Origin of the sequence: Streptomyces dryopteridis, from assembly GCF_049606955.1 — a bacterium.
Classification (GTDB): Bacteria; Actinomycetota; Actinomycetes; order Streptomycetales; family Streptomycetaceae; genus Streptomyces.
On record NZ_CP187113.1, the window covers coordinates 4360194 to 4378413 of the forward strand.

Below are 18220 nucleotides of genomic sequence, written 5' to 3' on the forward strand. Positions count from 1 at the left end.
TTCTCGGGGAACTCCGGAAACCCGTTCCTACGTACTATTACCGGCCACGCGTTCGCGAGGACACCACGGCACGACGGGGGCAACACATGCGTCATTTCGGGCACCTTCCGCCCCAAGTCCGCGAGGAGCTGTTCCACCGGCCCCCCGCGGCCTTCGACCAGGACTCCCCCTCCGCTCTCCTCGCCGCGGCCCTCGGCGGCACCCTCTACAGCCCCGCCACCCGCCCCCGACTGGCCGAGGACGCCCTCAAGCAGGCCGGCCGGGGGGTCGTCTCCGTCGTGTTCTGCCTGGAGGACTCCATCGCGGACGCCGAGGTCGGCGACGCCGAGACCAACCTCGTGCACCAGTTCACCCGACTGGCCGAGGCCGCCGGGGAAGGCGTCGAACTCCCGCTGATCTTCGTGCGGGTCCGCGAACCCGAACAGCTCCTCGACCTCGCGCGCCGCTTCGGCCCCGCCCTGCGCCATCTGGCCGGATTCGTACTTCCCAAATTCACCGAGAAGCGCGGCGAGGGCTTCCTCCAGGCCCTCGCCGAGGCCGAGACCCTCCTGCACGCCCTCCCCGGCGTCCCCGCCGACCGCCCGCTGTACGCGATGCCCGTCCTCGAATCCCCCGAACTCCTCCACCTGGAGACCCGGGCCGAGTCCCTCGCCGGCATCGCCCGCACCGTCGACCACCACCGGACCCGGATCCTCGCCCTGCGCCTGGGCGTCACCGACTTCTGCTCCGCCTACGGCCTGCGCCGCACCCCCGACATGACCGCCTACGACCTCCAGATCGTCGCCGGGGTCATCGCCGACGTGGTCAACGTCCTCGGCCGCGCCGACGGCAGCGGCTTCACCGTCACCGGCCCCGTCTGGGAGTACTTCCGCCGCCAGCAGCGCCTCTTCAAACCCCAACTGCGCCGCAGCCCCTTCCTCCAGGAAGGCGCCGACACCCTCCGCGACGCCCTCATCGAGCACGACCTCGACGGACTGCTCCGCGAGATCGAACTCGACCGCGCCAACGGACTCCTCGGCAAGACCTGCATCCACCCCTCGCACGTCATCCCCGTGCACGCCCTCACCGTCGTCTCCCACGAGGAGTACTGCGACGCCGGCGACATCCTGCGCCCCGACCGCGACGGCGGCGGAGTCATGCGCTCCGCCTACACCAACAAGATGAACGAGGTGAAGCCGCACCGCGCCTGGGCCGAACGCGTCATGCTCCGGGCCGAGGCATTCGGGGTCGCCCGCGAGGACGTCGGCTTCGTCGACCTCCTCGCCGCCGGACTGCACCGGTGACCCCCACCCGCCCCGAGCCCGCACCCGCACCCGCACCCGCACCCGCACCCCACGGCACCACCACGGAAGGCACCACCATCAGCGAGCACGGCACCACCCCCGAGCGTCCCGCGCCCGACCGCCCCTGGACCGGCCGCTGGGTCGCCGACCGCCTCGACGTCCGCCTCCACGACGCCGAGCCCGACACCACACCCCGCCTCGCCGACCTCCTCGGCCTCGCCCTGCGCCGCAACCCCAAGCGCGCCCACCTCCTGGTCTCCACCGTCCTCGGCAAGCACGTCCCGCGCGCCCCGCGCGTGGTCCACGAGGCCGGAGCCGGCCTCGGCCGCCGCGTCGCCGCCCTCCTCGGCCCCGCCGACACCGCCCGCGCCGTGGTCCTCGGCTACGCCGAGACCGCCACCGGCCTCGGCCACAGCGTCGCCGACGGCCTCGGCGGCGCCCCCTACCTGCACTCCACCCGCCGCCCCGTCCCCGGCCTCGGCCCCGTCGGCGGCTTCGAGGAGTCCCACTCCCACGCCACCTCCCACCTGCTGCTCCCCGAGGACCCCGGGTTCCTCGCCGGCCCCGGCCCCCTCGTCCTGGTCGACGACGAGTTCTCCACCGGCAACACCGTCGTCAACACCCTGCGGGTCCTGCACGCCCTCCACCCGCGCGAGCGCTACGTGGTCGTCGCCCTCGTGGACATGCGCTCCGCCGCCGACCGGGCCCGCCTCGACGCCTTCGCCGCCGAACTCGGCGCCCGCGTGGACCTCGTCGCCCTCGCCGCCGGCACCGTCGACCTCCCCGAGGACGTCCTCGCCCGGGGCACCGCCCTGGTGGCCGCCCACGAGGGCGCCGCCGGCCCCGCGCCCCGCCCCGAGCCCGCCCCGCCCGCCGCCCGGATCCCCCTGCCCTGGCCGGCGGCCCTGCCCGACGGCGGCCGGCACGGCTTCACCCGCGCCCACCACGCGGCCCTGGGCGCCGCCCTGCCCGCCCTCGTCGACGCCCTCGCCGACGGCCTCGGCCCACACCCCGGCCGCGTCCTCGTCCTGGGCACCGAGGAGCTCATGTACGCCCCGCTGCGGCTCGCCGAGGGGCTGGAGGCCGCCGGACTCGACGTCCGCTACTCCACCACCACCCGCTCCCCGGTCCTCGCCGTCGACGACCCCGGCTACGCCATCCGCAGCCGCCTGGTCTTCCCCGCCCACGACGAGCCCGCCGACGGCCCCGGCGAGCGCTACGTCCACAACGTGGCCGGCGGCGGCTTCGACACCGTCCTCCTCGTCCTGGACTCCGCCGGCGACACCCCGGCCCTGCACTCCCCCGACGGGCTCCTGGCCCGGCTGCGCGAGCACACCGGCCGGGTCGGGTACGCCGTGCTGCCCGCGTACCGCCCGACCCCGCCCCTCGCCCCGACGCGTCCGGAGCCTGCCGTGCCGCTGCCCGAGCCGCTGCGCGGCCCCGCCTTCTCCTCCTACCTCCCCGAGGACGTGGCCTGGCTGCTCCAGGACCTCTCCGAGGTGCCCCTGGAGGCACCCACCGAGGAACGCGAGGAGGCCGTGCAGAGCGGCGGCGCCCACTACGCCGAGTCCCTGCCCGTCGAATACCAGCCCAGCCCCGCCTACCAGGCCCTGTACGAGGAGGCGCTGGCCGCCTCCGCCGACCGGATCGCGCACGCCGTCGGCGTGGTCACCGAGACCGTCCTCGCCGAACGCGCCGCCCGCCCCGTGCTGGTCTCCCTGGCCCGCGCCGGCACCCCCGTCGGCGTCCTGATGCGCCGCTGGGCGCTGCGCCGGCACGGCCTGGACCTGCCGCACTACGCCGTGTCCATCGTGCGCGGACGCGGCATCGACGCCAACGCCCTGCGCCGGCTGGCCGCCGACCACGACCCGGCCGAGGTGGTGTTCGTGGACGGCTGGACCGGCAAGGGGGCCATCACCCGCGAACTCGCCGCCGCCCTCACCGCCTTCGAGGCCGAGACCGGCATCACCGGCTTCGACCCCGAGATCGTCGTCCTCGCCGACCCCGGCGGCTGCGTGCGCACGTACGGCACCCGCGAGGACTACCTGATCCCCTCCGCCTGCCTGAACTCCACCGTCTCCGGCCTGATCTCGCGCACCGTGCTGCGCGCCGACCTCGTCGGCCCGCACGACTACCACGGCGCCAAGCACTACCGCGAGCTGGCCGCCGCCGACGTCTCCCGCGCCTTCGTCGACGCGATCGAGGCCCGCTTCGACGCCGTGGCCGAGGCCGCCGGTGCCGCCGCGAAGGAACTCGTGGCCGCCGCCGACCGGGCCCCCACCTGGGAGGGGTGGCGGGCCGTCGAGCGGATCAGCGAGGAGTACGGCATCGGCGACGTGAACCTCGTCAAGCCCGGGGTCGGCGAGACCACCCGGGTGCTGCTGCGCCGCGTGCCTTGGCGGATCCTCGCCCGGCGCGGCGCCGGCGCCGACCTCGCGCACGTCCGGCTGCTCGCCGAACAGCGCGGGGTGCCCGTCGAGGAGGTCGACGACCTGCCGTACACCTGCGTCGGCCTCATCCACCCCCGCTACACGCGCGGCGCCACCGGCGCCGACGGAAAGGCCGTGGCCACCCCGTGACCGTCCTCATCGCCAGCGACCTCGACCGCACCCTGATCTACTCGGCGGCGGCCCTCGGGCTGACCATGCCGGACCCGATCGCCCCCCGCCTGCTGTGCGTGGAGGTGCACGAGGCCCGCCCCCTGTCCTTCCTGACCGAGACCGCCGCCGGGCTGCTGACCGCGCTGACCGCCGACTCCTCGGTGGTGTTCGTGCCCACCACCACCCGCACCCGCAAGCAGTACCAGCGGATCCGGCTGCCCGGCCGCCCCGCCCCGTACGCGATCTGCGGCAACGGCGGGCACATCCTCGTGGACGGGGTGCCCGACCGGGACTGGCGGCGGGCCGTGGCCGCCCGGCTGGCCGCCGAGTGCGCCCCGCTGGACGAGGTGCACGAGCACCTCCTCAAGAGCGCCGACCCGCTGTGGCTGCGCAAGGCGCGGGTGGCCGAGGACCTGTTCGCGTACCTCGTGATCGAACGCGAGGCGCTGCCCGAGGGCTGGCTGGAGGAACTGGGGGAGTGGGCGGAGGCCCGCGGCTGGACCGTCTCCCTCCAGGGCCGCAAGGTGTACGCCGTGCCCCGCCCGTTGACGAAGAGCGCCGCGATGCGGGAGGTCGCGCGCCGCACCGGCGCCGAGCACACCCTGGCCGCCGGGGACTCCCTCCTCGACGCGGACCTGCTGCTCGCCGCCGACCGTGCGTGGCGGCCCGCGCACGGGGAGTTGGCGGACGAGGGGTGGACGGCGCCCGGGGTCACGGCCCTGCGCGCGAAAGGTGTGGTGGCGGGTGAGGAAATCCTGCGCCAATTCGCTCATGCGATTGGCACACTGACCACATGAGCACTGGAAACACCACCAAGATGACCGACGAGCTGTACGCGTACCTGCTCGCGAACAACCCGCCGCTGAACGCGGTCCAGCGCAAACTCATCGAGACCACGTACGCGACCTACCCCGACCGGGCCTCGATGCAGTCGGCCGAGGAGCAGGCCCCGCTCCTCGCGCTGCTGGTCCGCCTCACCGGCGCCCGGCACATCGTGGAGGTCGGCACCTTCACCGGCTTCTCCTCCCTGGCCATGGCCCAGGCCCTCCCGCAGGACGGCCGGATCATCGCCTGCGACATCTCGGAGGAGTGGACCAAGCACGCGCGCGAGGCGTGGGCGGAGGCAGGCGTCGCCGACCGCGTCGAGCTGCGGATCGGGCCCGCCCTGGACACCCTCAAGGCGATGCCCGTGCGCGAGCACGTGGACATGGCCTACCTGGACGCGGACAAGGAGAACCAGATCGCGTACTGGGAGGAGCTGGTGCCCCGGCTGCGGCCCGGCGGGATCATCGTCAGCGACAACACGCTGTACCACGGCGAGGTGTTGAACGAGAACGCCACCGGGGGCGGGGCCGCCATCCAGGCGTTCAACGCGCACGTGCGGGCCGACCGGCGGATGGAGTCGGTGCTGCTCGGCATCTCCGACGGGATCACGGTCTCGCTCAAGCGCTGAACCGGTGAGGACACGACCGCGCCGGGCGGCCCCGGGACTCCCGGGAACCGCCCGGCGCGGTGCGCGTGCGCAGGGTGGGACGTGTGGGGCGCGGGCTCAGCCGCAGCCGCCCCCGCCGCAGCAGCCGCCCCCGCCGACGGGGGCCGCCGGGGCGGAAACGGAACCGGCGCCGGCCGCGCGGGTCACGGCCACGGCGGACAGCAACCTGACAGTGTCACCGTGCCCTTCCGGACATTGTGCGGGGTCCCCGGACGCGGCCATGGGACGGCTCAGTTCGAAGGTGTTCTCGCAGGTGCGGCAACGGAATTCGTATCGGGGCATGCCGAAACCATAGCTTCGCGCGCCCGGCCCGGCAGCCCCTTCGACGCGCCCGTCAGGACCGGCGGCCCGGGTCGCGGGGCCGGCGCGGGGGCACGCCGGCCGGAATCGGACCCGGGGAGAACCGGACCGGCCCGTGCGCGCCGTAGGCTCGCCCAGGGTTCACGAGGGCCCGGCTCCGCCACCGCGTCCGCCGACGCACGGCGCGCCGTCCGCCGTACGGCGCGGGCGGGCCGAGAGGTGGAGCCCGTCCGAGCCCGGGGTTCCGTCCAACCCCGGGCCCGGACACCGGTGCTGCGGGACGGCCCAGGCCCGGACCGCCCCGCAGGGTCTCGTGAGGGGACCGCTCAGCGCACCACGGTCCCCGCGGGGGCGGACAGCAGCCCCAGTTCGGCCCGGTTCGGCGCGCCCTCCCAGTCCCCGTGCGAGGCGACCGCGAAGGCGCCCGTGGTGACGGCCCGGTCCAGCCGGCCGACGGGGTCGGCCCCGTCGAGGAACGCGGACAGCCAGCCGGCGACGAACGCGTCCCCGGCGCCCACCGTGTCCACCGCCCGCACCGAACGCGCCGGCATGTGCACGGCGCCCTCGTCGGTGTAGGACGTGGCGCCGGCCGCGCCGAGCTTGACGACGACCTCGCCGACGCCCAACTCCCGCAACTCCTTGGCCTGCACCTCGGGATCGGTGGCCCCGCCCTCGGGCAGGCACAGCGGCAGCTCGTCGTCCGAGGCGATCAGCACGTCCACGAACGGCGCCCAGGCGCGCATCACCTCGGCCGCCTCCCGCGCCTCCCACAGCCGGGAGCGGTGGTTGACGTCCAGGCACACCAGCGCCGAGTGCTCCGCGGCCAGCCGCAGCGCGAGCGCGGCCGCGTCCCGCGCGGAGCGCGACAGGGCCGGCGTGATCCCGGTCAGGTGCAGCACGCGCGGCGGGGCCGCCGTGAACGCGGCCTCCACGGCGCACGAGGTGATCCGCGAACCCGCCGAACCGGCCCGGTAGTAGTGCACGCGGGTCAGCTCGGGCAGCCTCGGCTCGGCCAGCATCAGACCGGTGGGCGCGGCGGGGTCGCGGACCGCGCCCGACACGTCGACGCCCTCGGCCCGCAGGGTCCGCAGGACCAGCTCGCCGGCCTCGTCCGCGCCGACCGCGCCCGCCCAGCGCACCCGGTGGCCCAGTCGGGCCAGGCCGATGGCCACGTTGGACTCGGCGCCGGCGACGGAGACCGCCATGCTGCCGCCGAGCCGCAGCGGACCGGAGCCGCGCAGGGCGATCATGGTCTCGCCGAAGGTGAACACCTCGGGGCGCGGGGGCGCGCCCTCGTGCCCGCTCACGCGCAGACCGCCCGGAACTCGGCGGCGCGGGCCCGCAGGCCGGCCAGGTCGCCGCCGTCGGCCGCGTCTCCGATGAGCGGGGAGCCGACGCCGAGCGCGACCGCCCCGGCCGCGAACCAGGCTTCGGCCTCGGCCGCGTCCACCCCGCCGACCGGCACGAACGGCAGGTCGGGGAAGGGGGCGCGCAGGGCCTTGAGGTAGCCGGGGCCGCCGATGGAGGCGGGGAACAGCTTCAGGGCGCTCGCGCCGGCCGCGTCGGCGGCGACGATCTCGGTGGGGGTGATGACCCCGGCGAGGACGGGCAGGCCCTGGCGGACCGATTCGTCGACGCCGGCGCCGAGCCCGGGGGTGACGATGAGGTTGGCGCCGGCCTCGGCCGCGCGCCGGGCGTCGGCGGCGGTGAGGACGGTGCCGGCGCCGATCCAGGCGGCGTCGCCGAGTTCGGTCCGGGCCCGTGCGATGACGCCGAGGGCGTCACGGCCGGACAGCGAGACCTCCAGCAGCCCGATGCCCTCCTCGACGAGGGTCATCACGGTGCGGAAGGAGGCTTCCGCGTCCTTGCCCCGGACGATGGCGACCAGTCGCTCCTGCCGCAGCGCCGCGCCGAAATCCATGGGAGTTCCTTCTTTCCGAAAGAGTGGGGGGGAGGGGTGGTGGGGAGGGGGTGGGGGGTGGTGAGGGCGCGGGCGCACGGGGCCGGGTCGGCGGCCCCGCGCGGGCCCGGCTACCACTCGGCGAAGGAGCCGTCCGCGTAGCGCCAGATCGGGTTGCGCCAGGCGTGGCCCACCTTGTCGGCGGCGCGCACGGCCGCCTCGTCCACCTCGACGCCGAGGCCGGGACGGTCGGTGCGCAGCAGGGTGCCGCCGTGGAAGGCGAAGGGCTCCTTGTCGACGACGTAGTCGAGGAGTTCGGCGCCCTGGTTGTAGTGGATGCCGATGGACTGTTCCTGGATCAGGAAGTTCGGCGTGGTGAACGCGACCTGGAGGCTCGCGGCGAGGGCGACGGGGCCCAGCGGGCAGTGCGGGGCGACCTGGGCGCCGTACACCTCGGCGAGGGAGGCGATGCGGCGCAGCTCGGAGATGCCGCCGGCGTGCGAGATGTCGGGCTGGAGGATGGCGACGCCGGCCTGGAGCGGGGCCAGGAACTCGCGGCGGGAGAAGAGGCGTTCGCCGAGCGCGATCGGGATGTTGGAGGCGTTCACGAGGTCGGGCACGGCGTGCATGTAGTCGGAGAGCACCGGCTCCTCGACGAACATGGGGTTGTACTCGGCCAGCAGCGGCAGGATGCGGCGGGCGTTGGCGGGGGAGACCCGGCCGTGGAAGTCGAGGCCGAAGTCGCGGTCGTCGCCGAGGACCTCGCGGGCGGTCTCGGCGCGCAGCAGGCAGTCGCGGACCTCGGCGCGGGTGGCCAACGGGGTCATGGGGCCGCAGCCGTTCATCTTGACGGCGGTGAATCCGGCCTCGATCTGGGCGGTGAGGGCGTCCTTGATCTCGTCCGGCTCGTCGCCGCCGACCCAGGCGTAGGCGCGGATGCTGTCGCGGACCGGGCCGCCGAGCAGCTGGTGCACGGGCAGGCCGGCGGCCTTGCCCTTGATGTCCCACAGGGCCTGGTCGAGGCCGGCGACGGCGGAGGACAGGACCGGGCCGCCGCGGTAGAACCCGCCCTTGGTCATGATCTGCCAGTGGTCCTCGATGCGGTCCGGGTCCTGGCCGATCAGGTACTCGGAGAGGACCTCGACGGCGGCGCGGACGGGCTCGGCGCGGCCCTCGACGACGGGTTCGCCCCAGCCGACGACGCCCTCGTCGGTCTCGACGCGCACGAACATCCAGCGCGGCGGGGCCATGAACGTCTCGATGCGGGTGATCTTCACGGCGGACTGATCCTTTCGTGGTGGCGGCGGCAGGAGCGTTCCGGAGGGTCCGGGGCGGCGGGGTGGCGACGGTGGTGCGTGGGGGTGCGTGGGGCGTGGGGGGTGCGGTGCGGCGGGTCTGCGGGACCCGGCGCACCGCGGGCAGGGCTCAGGGGTGGTCGCGGCGGGCCATCTCCAGCAGGGCCAGGGTCGCGGCGTGGGCGCCGTCGGCGTCCCCCGCGCGGATCCGTTCGTACACGGCCTGGTGGACGGCGAGCGGGTGCTCGAATCCGCCGGGTCCGTGCACGGCCCGGTCGCGCTGGACCAGGGCGGGGATGATCACCCGGTACATCTGGGCGAAGAACCGGTTGTGCGAGGCGGTCAGCAGCGCCATGTGGAACGAGGCGTCCGCGCGGACGTGCAGCACGGGGTCGGGGCCGGCCGCCGCCATCGCGATGAGGGCGGCGGTCAGCGCCTCGTGGTCCTCGGGCGTGGCGCGCAGCGCGGCCTGGGCCGCGGCGGCCGGCTCGATGGAGCGGCGCAGTTCGAGCAGGTCGGCGAAGAAGGAGTCCGAGGCGCCCGCGGCGAGTCGCCAGCGCAGCACGTCGGCGTCGAGCAGGTTCCAGTCCTCCTTGGGGCGCACGAAGGTGCCCCGACGCTGTCGCGCGTCCACCAGACCCTTGGCCATGAGGACCTTGAGGGCCTCGCGGAGCACGGTCTGGCTGACGTCGAGCTCGCCCATCAGTCGCGGCAGGTCGAGGATCGCGCCCTCGGCGTACGTACCGTCGAAGATCCGGCGAGCCAGGCCCTCCACGGCGGTCTTGTGGACCCCGCGGCCGGCGTAGGCGGCGTCGCTGCTCATCTTCATTCCCCTCGATCGGACCGGGTCGGGGACTTTCGTCCCCAGTTGCTCCCGAGTTGTTCCCCTGACGAGGTCAAGACTTGCACAAGTAATCGTTAATTAGCAATTATTGCGGCAACGCACCCCGCACCTACTGCGCACCGTCCTGCGGCAGCCGGCGCGAGCGGTGGCAGGGCCGACCCGTCCGGCCCGCGGCCCCACACCCCCGCGTGTCCCGCGCCCCGACGGTCGACCATGCAGCACGCTCCACGCACACCACGCTCCCGGGAGACACCGATGTCCCTCCGCCACGACTCCGAAGCCGAGACCCGGCCGGAGACGCCCGGTCAGGCCGCCAAGGCCGGACCGATCCGCGCGAAGATCCAACAGGTCGGCAAGTACCGCTTCGCGGTCCTCGCCGTCCTCTTCGTCAGCACCGCGATCAACTACCTCGACCGAAGCGTCCTGTCGATCGTGGCCCCGGACGTGAGCAGGGACCTCGGGATCTCACCCGAGGCCATGGGCTGGCTCTTCTCCGGCTTCGCCTGGACCTACGCCCTCGCCCAGATCCCCGGCGGCCGGCTCGTCGACAGGTTCGGCCCGCGCATCGTCTACTTCTGGGCCCTGATCGCCTGGTCCGCGATGACCGCGCTCGGCTCCCTCGCCAAGAGCTTCGGCTTCCTCTTCGGCAGCCGCATGGGCCTCGGCCTCTTCGAGGCCCCCGCCTTCCCCTGCAACGGGCGCGTCGCCGCCGCCTGGTTCCCCCGCAAGGAACGCGGCCGGGCCGTCGCCGTCTACACCGCCGGCCAGTTCATCGGCCTCGGCGTCGCCTTCCCGCTGATCGCGTGGATGGCCGCCTCGCTCGGCTGGCGCCACGTGTTCTGGATCCTCGGCGGCGTCGGCATCGCCTGGGCCCTGGTCTGGCACCGGGTCATCCGCAACCGCCCCGAGGAGCACCCCAAGGTCGGCGAGAACGAACTCGTCCACATCACCGACGGCGAGGCCGAGGCCGACAACTCCGCCAAGGCCCAGGAGAAGGGCGCCTTCGCCCGCGACCTGAAGTTCCTGCTCAAGCAGCGCCGCATCTGGGGCGTCTTCCTCGGCCAGTTCGCGATCGCCTCCACCCTCTACTTCTTCCTCACCTGGTTCCCGACCTACCTCACCAACGAACGCGGCCTCAGCCTCGACAAGGGCGGCCTGACCGGCGCCCTCCCGTTCATCGCGGCCCTCGTCGGCGTGCTCTGCGGCGGCAGCTGGTCCGACTGGATGGTCCAGAAGGGCATCTCCGCCTCCATCGCCCGCAAGACCCCCATCGTCACCGGCCTCGGCCTGGCCGGCGTCATCGTCGCCGCGAACTACGTGACCTCGAACGCCGCCATGATCGCGATCATGTGCGTGGCCTTCTTCGCCAACGGCCTCGCCTCCTTCTCCTGGGTCCTGGTCACCGAGATCGCCCCGCAGCGGATGCTCGGCGTCGCCGGCGGCGTCTTCAACGTCTTCGGCAACCTCGCCGGCATCGTCGTCCCGATCGTCATCGGCTACATGGTCGGCGGCGCGGACGGCTCCTTCACCCTCCCGCTGATCCTCATCGCCGGCATCACCATCGGCGGCGCCCTGTCCTTCCTCTTCCTGGTGGACAAGGTGGAACGCATCGAGGACGTCCCCAGCACCGACCTCACCCGCACCGCCTGACCCTCCGGGGCACACGAGGAAGGGGCCCGTCCCACCGGCACGAACCGGTGGGACGGGCCCCTTCTTGGCCGTCCGGGGGGGGGGGGCTCAGCCGTGACCGCGATCGGCCCGGATCGTCGCCACGACCCCCGCCACCGCCTCCCGCACCTCGTCCAGCTCCCGCAGGAACCGCCAATAGTCCGGATGCCGCCCGGTCAACCCCGCCAACGCCGCGTCCACCCGCGCCACCGACCGGTCCAAGGGCGTCGCGTACCGAGCCTCCGGCACCGTCCGCCCCTCCATCGCCAACCGCTGCGCGTCCCGGATCGCGAACCGCGTCCGCCGCACCTCGTCCTCCGGCCCGCGCGCCACCGCCTCCAGCCGCGCCAACCGGTCCTGCGCCGCCGACACCGCCTCGTCCACGCCGTCCAACGAGGCCCGCGCCGCCCCGATCGCCGCCGTCGCACCGGGCCAGTCCTGCCGCTCCCGCGCCACCCCGGCCTCCCGCAACCGCTCCTCGGCCACCCCCACGTCCCGCACCGCCCGGTCCGGCACCCCCTGGAGGTCCTGCCAACACGCCGCCGAGAACCGACGCCGCAACTCCGACAGGATCGGATGCACCCCGTCCGCCCGGTTCCGCAGAGCCTGCGCCCGGGTCCGCAGGCTCACCAACCGGCGGTCGATCTCGGCCGCCCGCTCCGGCAACCGCTCCACCTCGACCCGCACGGCCTCCGCCTCGCGCAACAGGTGATCGGCCCGCCGAATCGTCTCGGCCACCCCGTGCACCCCGGCACCCTGGTTCAACAAGGTCAACTCCGGGGCCAACGCCGCCAACCGGGCCGCCTCCGCGTCCGCCCGCAGACCCGCCGCCCGCGCCGCGTCCAAGGCCCCGCTCGCGGCCAACAACGCGGCCTTCGCCCGCTCCCGCGCCGGCGCCAACCGCGCCAACTGCGTCTCCGCGCTGTCCAACAACGGCCGCAACCCGGCCTCGAACCGCTCCAGCTCCCCCTTGACCCGCACCAACTCGGCCCGCGCCCGGTCCAACTCCCCGACGGCCCGCGCCGCCGTCGCCCCGTCCAGCTCGGGCCGGTCCAGATCGTGCGCGTCGACGGCTCCGATGTACCCGCGCGAGACCTCGTCGATCCGCCGCCCCAACGCCTCGAACTCGGACACCACCCGCCGCGCCCGCTCCGAGGAGTCCACGGCCGTGATCGTCTCCACCGACAGCGCCACCCCGCGCTGCGCGGTGTCCAACTCGTAGAACGCCTCGGCGGCCGCGTCCTTGGCCACCTGGGCATCGGCCCGCCGCCCCTCATCCCGCCCACCGAACCACCGCCGGGGTGCAGTCGTCACAGGAGTCCTCCCAGGATGCCCCGGCTTTCGGACAGGGGAGGAACAGGCATTTGGAGCGGTGGCGCGAAGCGCCGGGATTCATCGCACATGGATTCTCTCTCGGATTGTTCCTTCGGCAGGGATGGCGGACTGTTACGTTCCGTGGCATGGCGACAACACTGACGGCCGGTCAGGAGCCCGGGCGTGCCCGGTACACCTTTCGGCTGCGCGTGTCGTCCTCCGCGCTCGCCGGTCTTGAGAGTGAGTGGGCGCGGTGTCGGTGGGTGTGGAACGAGTGTGTGGCGGTGGCCCGGAGGGTTCACGCGCGGAACCGGGCCACTGGGGAGCGGGTCACGTGTGGTCCGGCGGGGTTGGACCGGATGTTGACCGGGGCGAGGCGGTCGATGGTGCGGTCGCGTGAGCTGCCGTCCGCGAAGACCGCGGCCGGGAAGTTGGCCCGCTACCAGCGGATGATGGCCCGCCGGGCGACCCCGAGGAACCGGCCCGACACCGCCGGGTACCGCAAGGCCCGCAGGGCGGCGGCGAAGGTGTCGAAGAAGATCGCCCGACAGCGCCAGGACACCGCCCGCACCTGGGCCAAACGCGTCGTCCGCGACTTCGACCGGCTCGCCGTGGAGGACTTCCGCCCGACGTTCCTGGCGAAGACCACCATGGCCCGCAAGGCGGCCGACGCCGCGATCGGCGCGGCCAGGACCGCCCTGATCGAACAGGCCCGCAAACACGGCCGGACCGTCCACCTGATCCACCCCGCGCACACCACCACGGACTGCGCACGGTGCGGAGCGAGAGCCAAGCACGCACTGCCCCTTTCCCGACGAACCTTCACGTGCGTCGCCTGCGGAACCGCGTCCCCCAGGGACAAGAACTCCGCACGCGTGATGCTCGTCCGGGCAGGTCTCGACCCGGCCGGCGCCGATCTCGACTGCGTTGATCCCGCAGGGCCCGCCACCTGCTGAGGGGCGGGCTGAGAGCCGGGAATCCTCTTCCCGTTCAGGGAAGGGGAGGAGCCAAAATCCCTCTCTCGTACCGCGTCGGTCCGCCATGCCCCTCCCATTCTCCCCCACCCCCACGGGTTTGTGTCCGGGCCCCGCGCTCCGTGTAGGCTGTCCCCTCGTCCACGGGTGCGTAGCTCAGGGGTAGAGCGCTGCTCTTACAAAGCAGATGTCGGCGGTTCGAAACCGTCCGCGCCCACCAGCGCCACCACAGGCCCCCGCCCCCCGGTCGGGGGCCTGTGACGTTGCCCGGACCCGCACCCCCCATCGGGCCCGATGTCGTACCCGTGCGTCATCATCGCCACCGGAACGTTCGGCGTGTGTGCGGAGTGGCGGAGAGGTGACGATGGGGCGAGAGCTGCGAATGGGCCAGGTGTACCGCTATCGCAAAGCGGTCACGGAGGGGCCCGAGCCGGCCGAGATCGACGGTCTGCCGAACTATCTCTGGGTCACCGAGTCGCACGAACACACCAGGGCGTTGCTCGAATCGGGGATCAACGCCGTGGGGCGCCGAACCGCCGCCGGCGAGGGGCCGCGGCCCGTCATCCTCCTACGATCCAGTCCGGCGAAAGCCGGCACGTCTCAGACCCCCTGGCACGACACGTTCGACCTCGAACACGGTCACGTGCGCTATTACGGCGACCACAAGGCGACGTCGAAGGAGGAGATCGGGCAGACCAGGGGGAACGCGGCGATGCTCGCCGCCCTCGCACGGCATCGCGGTCTGACACCGGAGGACCGCGCCGGCGCCGAGCCCCTGCTGCTATTCCGGGGAGTCTCCCGGAACGGGAAGCCCAAGGGCTTCGTCGAGTTCTGTGGTTTGGGCGTCATCGAGCGGGCGGAACGGATCGTGCAGTGGTCCGAGGACAAGGCCCTTCCATTCGTCAACTACGTGTACGACATCGCGCTGTTGGACCTCAGCGCCGAGGGCGACGCCGTGGACTGGGACTGGATCCTGGCCCGTCGGCGGGCGCTCGCGGACCCGTCGATCTCGAACTCCGTCTTCGACCAGCCGGCGGTTCCGGCGTCCTGGCGCAAGTGGGTCGAGCAGGGACACACGTCCCTGCCCCGGACCCGCCGCCGGGTGGCGCGTGCCCGCGTCCGATCGCTGCGCGCGCAGAGGACCGCGGAGGACGACCCGATGGCGATCGACCTTCGGACCGTGTACGAGATGTTCCATGACCGCAAACACGATTTCGAGCACGTGGCCTCCGCGGTGGCCGCCCGGGTGCTGGGCGGCGCGACCGGCGGTGGGTACCGGGAAGGCTGGGTGACCCGCAGGTCGGGCGACGGCGGCGCCGATTTCGTGGGACGTGTGGACCTGGGCAAGGGGATCGCGGGAACCTCCCTGGTCGTTCTGGGCCAGGCCAAATGTGTGAAGCCCACGCAGGCCGTTTCCGCCGAACAGATCGCACGAGTCGTGGCCCGATTGCAGCGCGGCTGGATCGGGGCGTTCGTCACCACGGGGGTGTTCTCCGAAGCCGCCCAGTTGGAGATGGTGGAGGATCGCTACCCGATCGCCCTGATCGGCGGTCTCGACCTGATACGAGAATTGCGGGCCATGGCGCGCGACGACCACGGTGGCGATGTGCGTGCGTGCGTGGAGCATTTGATCACGCGCGCCGACGTGCCGGTGGTGTGGCGCCGGCCCGAGGAGATCCTGCTCGACTGAGCGGGACGCGGAGTGACGGAGGAAGAGCGTGGGTGGGGGGATGGGGTGGTGGGCCTTGGGGGTGGTGGCTGCCGTTGTGGGTGGGGTGGCGGTGGTGTGGTGGCACGATCGGCACGGGAGCGGGTTCGAGCGCAAGCGCGAGCAGGAGCGGGAGCGGCTGCTCGGGCGGATGGGCGGCGGCGGGCCGACGGGCCCGGGCGGGGAGGCCCGGGTCGAGGTCGTCGAGGAGCTGCGAGTCGGTGCCGAGGCCGCGGCCGGGCACGGCGCGGCGTCCGTGGTGCTGTCGCAGACCGCACAGCTCGGGGACCGGACGGACGATTTCACGCCACTGCTCGTGGAGTACTACGCCTACGGGCTCGCCCAGGCCCGCAGCAGCTTCGTCATCAGCCAGCGGTTCGCCGGGATCGGCGCCGCCATCCTGCTGCTCGGCGTCGCCCTCGCCGTCTGGAAGGCCGAGAGCGGTGGGGACCAGTACCTCGGGGTCGTGACCAGCGCCGTCGGCGTGGTCGTGACCCTCGTCGGGCAGCTGTTCCACCGGCGGGCCGATCTCGCGCTGCGGCACATGTCCGAGCAGGCCGCGGCCCTGCGCGAGGACCGCCGGGCCGCCGAGTCCGTGCAGCTCGCCGTGGACCTCCTCACCGACGTGCGCGACCCCGAGCTGCGGGGCCGGCTCCAGGCCGGACTGATCCTCAAGCTGTCCGGAGCCGAGCTTCCCGCACCCGCGCCCGCCCGGCCGGGGCCATAGTGGAGGCATGTGCCGCAGCATCAAGACCCTCAGACCGCCCGCCCTGCCCCATACGGCCACCAGCGAGGACGTGCATGCCGCCGCGCTTCAGTACGTGCGCAAGGTGTCCGGGTTCCGCGCGCCGGCCGCGCACAACCGGGAGGTGTTCGACGAGGCCGTGCGCGCCGTCGCCGCCGCCACCCAGGCCCTGCTCGACGGGCTCGTCGTGCGCGGTGCCGGTGCCGCGCACGACGAGCACCCGCCGCACGCCCACGACTGAGGCCGTCCGGCACGGGCCGGGAACGGTCAGGCCGCCACCGGGACCGCGTCCTCCTCCAGCGGCACCACTGCCACCGGGCAGGCCGTGTGCAGCAGCACCGCGTTCGTCACCGACCCCAGCCGCGGCGACAACGGCCGCTTGCGGTGCCGGCCGATCACGATCAGGTCCGCCGCCTGCGAGGCCGCCACCAGGTGCCCGGCCGCGTCCCCCGGCGCCGCCACCAGCTCCACCTGCACGTCGGGGAAGCGCTGCGTGTGCGGACGCAGGTGCGCCGACGCCAGCGCCGTCACCTCGTGCCCGGCCGCCGTCTCGTCGTGCGCCGCCGTCGTGATCGTCCCGGCCGCCGTGAACATCGGCCCCGGCCACGGATGCGCCACCACCACCTGAAGCCGCGCCCCGCGCCGCGATGCCTCGCGGAACGCGAAGAACGTGGTGCTGTCGTCCGGCGCCGCGCTGTTCACCCCCAGCACCACCTGCCCGTACGGGTCGCGCAGCGGCGGCTCGGCGTGCGGCACGACCACCACCGGGCACGCCGCGCGGCTCGCGCACGCCAACCCGTTCGACCCCAGCAGCAGCGACGCGAAACCGCCCCGCCCGCGCGAGCCGAGCACCATCAACTGGGCGTCCTCGCCCAAGCCCGGCAGCACGTGGTCGGGGGTTCCCGGGTGCGAGACGTACGACACCGACGGCAGGCCCGTGCGGCCCGCGAGCGCGGCACGCGTCCTGATCAGCACCGGGTCGTCGTCGAGCCGCTCCTCGTCGAAGGCGCCGGACAGGACGGAGGCCATCGAGTTCATGTACAGGCGCGCGTGCACGATCCGCAGCGGCGCGCCCGCCATCAGGGCCTGGGCGATCGCCCACTCCAACGCCCGGGTGCCGTTCTCGGATCCGTCTACGGCTGCGATCACGGGACGCGGGTCCATGGCTGCTCCTTGCGCGGTGAGTGCGTGGCATCAGCCTCGCCGGACGAACGGCCGCGGGGGAGGGGGGAAAGCCCCGAAGGGGGCGGGACCAAGGACCCGGGTGATCGTCTGCCGGGGGAACGGGCGCGGGGCGCGTCGGGACGGGAACGATCCGTCCCGACGCGCCCCGTCGGGCGTCGTCGCCCGCGTCAGCCGCGCACGGCGCCCGCACGGCGCCGCACGGCCCACACGCCCGCGCCCAGCGCGACCGCGACCATGGCGCCACCCGAGGCCATCTGCGTGGTGCTCGGGCCCTCGATGCTGCCGCCGAGGCCACCGCGGGCCGCGCCCGGGGTCACCTGGAGGTGCGCCGTGGTGCTGCGGCCGCCGCCCTCGCCGCACTCGAAGGTGACGATGTACGACCCGGGCGCGATGCGGTGGTGCACGGTCGCGCTGCCGAACAGGTTCGAGCCGCGGCCGTCGCCGCGCAGGTGCACCTGACCGAATGCCTCGGACCAGGCCCGACCGTTCTGGCCGCCCCCGCAGCCCTGCAGGTTCAGACCCACGTAGCCGCCCGGGGCGACCACGCTGGGCGTGATGTACGCGAACGGGTGGTTGCCGCCCGGGGCGCCCCCGGCGGGCTGCACGGCCGGCTGCGCGACGGCCGGGACCGGCGCCTGCGGCTGCTCCTGGGCCTGGGCGGCGCCCCCGCCCAGAACGGCCGGGGACAGCGCGGCCAGCGCCGCCGCGCCCAGCAGGGCGGCGGCCCGGCGACGACCGCCGGAGGCGGAGGTGGTGCCGGCGGTGACGGTGGTGGTGGAGATGTCGGTGTGAACGGAACGGACGGGCATGGGCGAGACTCCTCGTTGCTCCTCGAACCGGCGCCCCCGGGGCAGGGATGTGACGTGGAATCGGATGGCGCCGTGCTTCGGACGCTAGGAGTAGGAGGCGAAC

Annotated in this window: 17 protein-coding genes and 1 tRNA gene; 10 read left to right on the forward strand and 8 right to left on the reverse strand. The window is 73.8% G+C overall.

The window, feature by feature from the left end:
• Positions 1-86 precede the first annotated feature (86 nt).
• The 4 genes from ACN20G_RS18685 to ACN20G_RS18700 all read left to right on the forward strand — a co-directional run bounded on the left by ACN20G_RS18685 (position 87) and on the right by ACN20G_RS18700 (position 5336).
• Complete coding sequence (locus ACN20G_RS18685; protein ID WP_424213935.1) at positions 87-1283, forward strand: HpcH/HpaI aldolase/citrate lyase family protein; 1197 nt, start codon at positions 87-89, stop codon at positions 1281-1283.
• Between the two features lie 77 nt (positions 1284-1360).
• Positions 1361-3862: a phosphoribosyltransferase gene (locus ACN20G_RS18690; RefSeq protein WP_424215571.1), complete on the forward strand. Its 2502-nt coding sequence runs from the start codon at positions 1361-1363 to the stop codon at positions 3860-3862.
• Positions 3859-4680: an HAD family hydrolase gene (locus tag ACN20G_RS18695; RefSeq protein ID WP_424213936.1), complete on the forward strand. Its 822-nt coding sequence runs from the start codon at positions 3859-3861 to the stop codon at positions 4678-4680. The genes ACN20G_RS18690 and ACN20G_RS18695 overlap by 4 nt, the downstream gene beginning before the upstream one ends.
• Positions 4677-5336 (forward strand): O-methyltransferase, encoded by a 660-nt coding sequence (locus ACN20G_RS18700; RefSeq protein ID WP_424213937.1) that lies wholly within the window; start codon positions 4677-4679, stop codon positions 5334-5336. The genes ACN20G_RS18695 and ACN20G_RS18700 overlap by 4 nt, the downstream gene beginning before the upstream one ends.
• 96 nt (positions 5337-5432) lie before the next feature.
• Here the strand turns inward: ACN20G_RS18700 and ACN20G_RS18705 are convergent, their stop codons facing one another.
• The 5 genes from ACN20G_RS18705 to ACN20G_RS18725 form a co-directional block, all read right to left on the reverse strand.
• Positions 5433-5657, reverse strand: a complete 225-nt coding sequence (locus ACN20G_RS18705) for an FmdB family zinc ribbon protein (RefSeq protein ID WP_424213938.1) — start codon at positions 5655-5657, stop codon at positions 5433-5435.
• Positions 5658-6001: 344 nt separating this feature from the next.
• Complete coding sequence (locus tag ACN20G_RS18710) at positions 6002-6925, reverse strand: sugar kinase (RefSeq protein WP_424215572.1); 924 nt, start codon at positions 6923-6925, stop codon at positions 6002-6004.
• A 53-nt stretch (positions 6926-6978) separates the two neighbouring features.
• A complete protein-coding gene (locus ACN20G_RS18715) occupies positions 6979-7596 on the reverse strand; it encodes a bifunctional 4-hydroxy-2-oxoglutarate aldolase/2-dehydro-3-deoxy-phosphogluconate aldolase (protein WP_424213939.1) in 618 nt (205 codons plus the stop codon).
• A gap of 110 nt (positions 7597-7706) precedes the next feature.
• A complete protein-coding gene (gene dgoD, locus ACN20G_RS18720; RefSeq protein ID WP_424213940.1) occupies positions 7707-8852 on the reverse strand; it encodes a galactonate dehydratase in 1146 nt (381 codons plus the stop codon).
• A 148-nt stretch (positions 8853-9000) separates the two neighbouring features.
• Positions 9001-9693, reverse strand: coding sequence for a FadR/GntR family transcriptional regulator (locus tag ACN20G_RS18725; protein ID WP_424213941.1), 693 nt, complete (start codon positions 9691-9693; stop codon positions 9001-9003).
• 276 nt (positions 9694-9969) lie between these two features.
• Here ACN20G_RS18725 and ACN20G_RS18730 point away from each other — a divergent pair, with 276 nt between their 5' ends.
• Positions 9970-11364, forward strand: a complete 1395-nt coding sequence (locus ACN20G_RS18730) for an MFS transporter (RefSeq protein WP_424213942.1) — start codon at positions 9970-9972, stop codon at positions 11362-11364.
• An 87-nt stretch (positions 11365-11451) separates the two neighbouring features.
• Here the strand turns inward: ACN20G_RS18730 and ACN20G_RS18735 are convergent, their stop codons facing one another.
• Complete coding sequence (locus tag ACN20G_RS18735) at positions 11452-12696, reverse strand: hypothetical protein (protein ID WP_424213943.1); 1245 nt, start codon at positions 12694-12696, stop codon at positions 11452-11454.
• Positions 12697-12842: 146 nt separating this feature from the next.
• Between ACN20G_RS18735 and ACN20G_RS18740 the strand changes: the two genes are divergently transcribed.
• From ACN20G_RS18740 to ACN20G_RS18760, 5 genes are all read left to right on the forward strand, one after another.
• Positions 12843-13652, forward strand: coding sequence for an RNA-guided endonuclease TnpB family protein (locus tag ACN20G_RS18740; protein ID WP_424213944.1), 810 nt, complete (start codon positions 12843-12845; stop codon positions 13650-13652).
• Positions 13653-13815: 163 nt separating this feature from the next.
• A tRNA-Val gene (locus ACN20G_RS18745) sits at positions 13816-13890 on the forward strand.
• Between the two features lie 162 nt (positions 13891-14052).
• Positions 14053-15360 (forward strand): restriction endonuclease, encoded by a 1308-nt coding sequence (locus ACN20G_RS18750; RefSeq protein ID WP_424213945.1) that lies wholly within the window; start codon positions 14053-14055, stop codon positions 15358-15360.
• A gap of 94 nt (positions 15361-15454) precedes the next feature.
• Positions 15455-16105 carry a TRADD-N-associated membrane domain-containing protein gene (locus ACN20G_RS18755; RefSeq protein ID WP_424213946.1) on the forward strand — a complete coding sequence of 217 codons (651 nt, stop codon included), beginning with the start codon at positions 15455-15457 and terminating at the stop codon, positions 16103-16105.
• A 7-nt stretch (positions 16106-16112) separates the two neighbouring features.
• A complete protein-coding gene (locus tag ACN20G_RS18760; protein WP_424213947.1) occupies positions 16113-16364 on the forward strand; it encodes a DUF2277 domain-containing protein in 252 nt (83 codons plus the stop codon).
• Between the two features lie 26 nt (positions 16365-16390).
• Here ACN20G_RS18760 and ACN20G_RS18765 read toward each other — a convergent pair whose 3' ends face one another.
• Both ACN20G_RS18765 and ACN20G_RS18770 read right to left on the reverse strand, forming a co-directional pair.
• A complete protein-coding gene (locus ACN20G_RS18765; RefSeq protein ID WP_424213948.1) occupies positions 16391-17287 on the reverse strand; it encodes a universal stress protein in 897 nt (298 codons plus the stop codon).
• A 188-nt stretch (positions 17288-17475) separates the two neighbouring features.
• Positions 17476-18117 carry a hypothetical protein gene (locus ACN20G_RS18770; protein WP_424213949.1) on the reverse strand — a complete coding sequence of 214 codons (642 nt, stop codon included), beginning with the start codon at positions 18115-18117 and terminating at the stop codon, positions 17476-17478.
• Between the last annotated feature and the right edge of the window lie 103 nt (positions 18118-18220).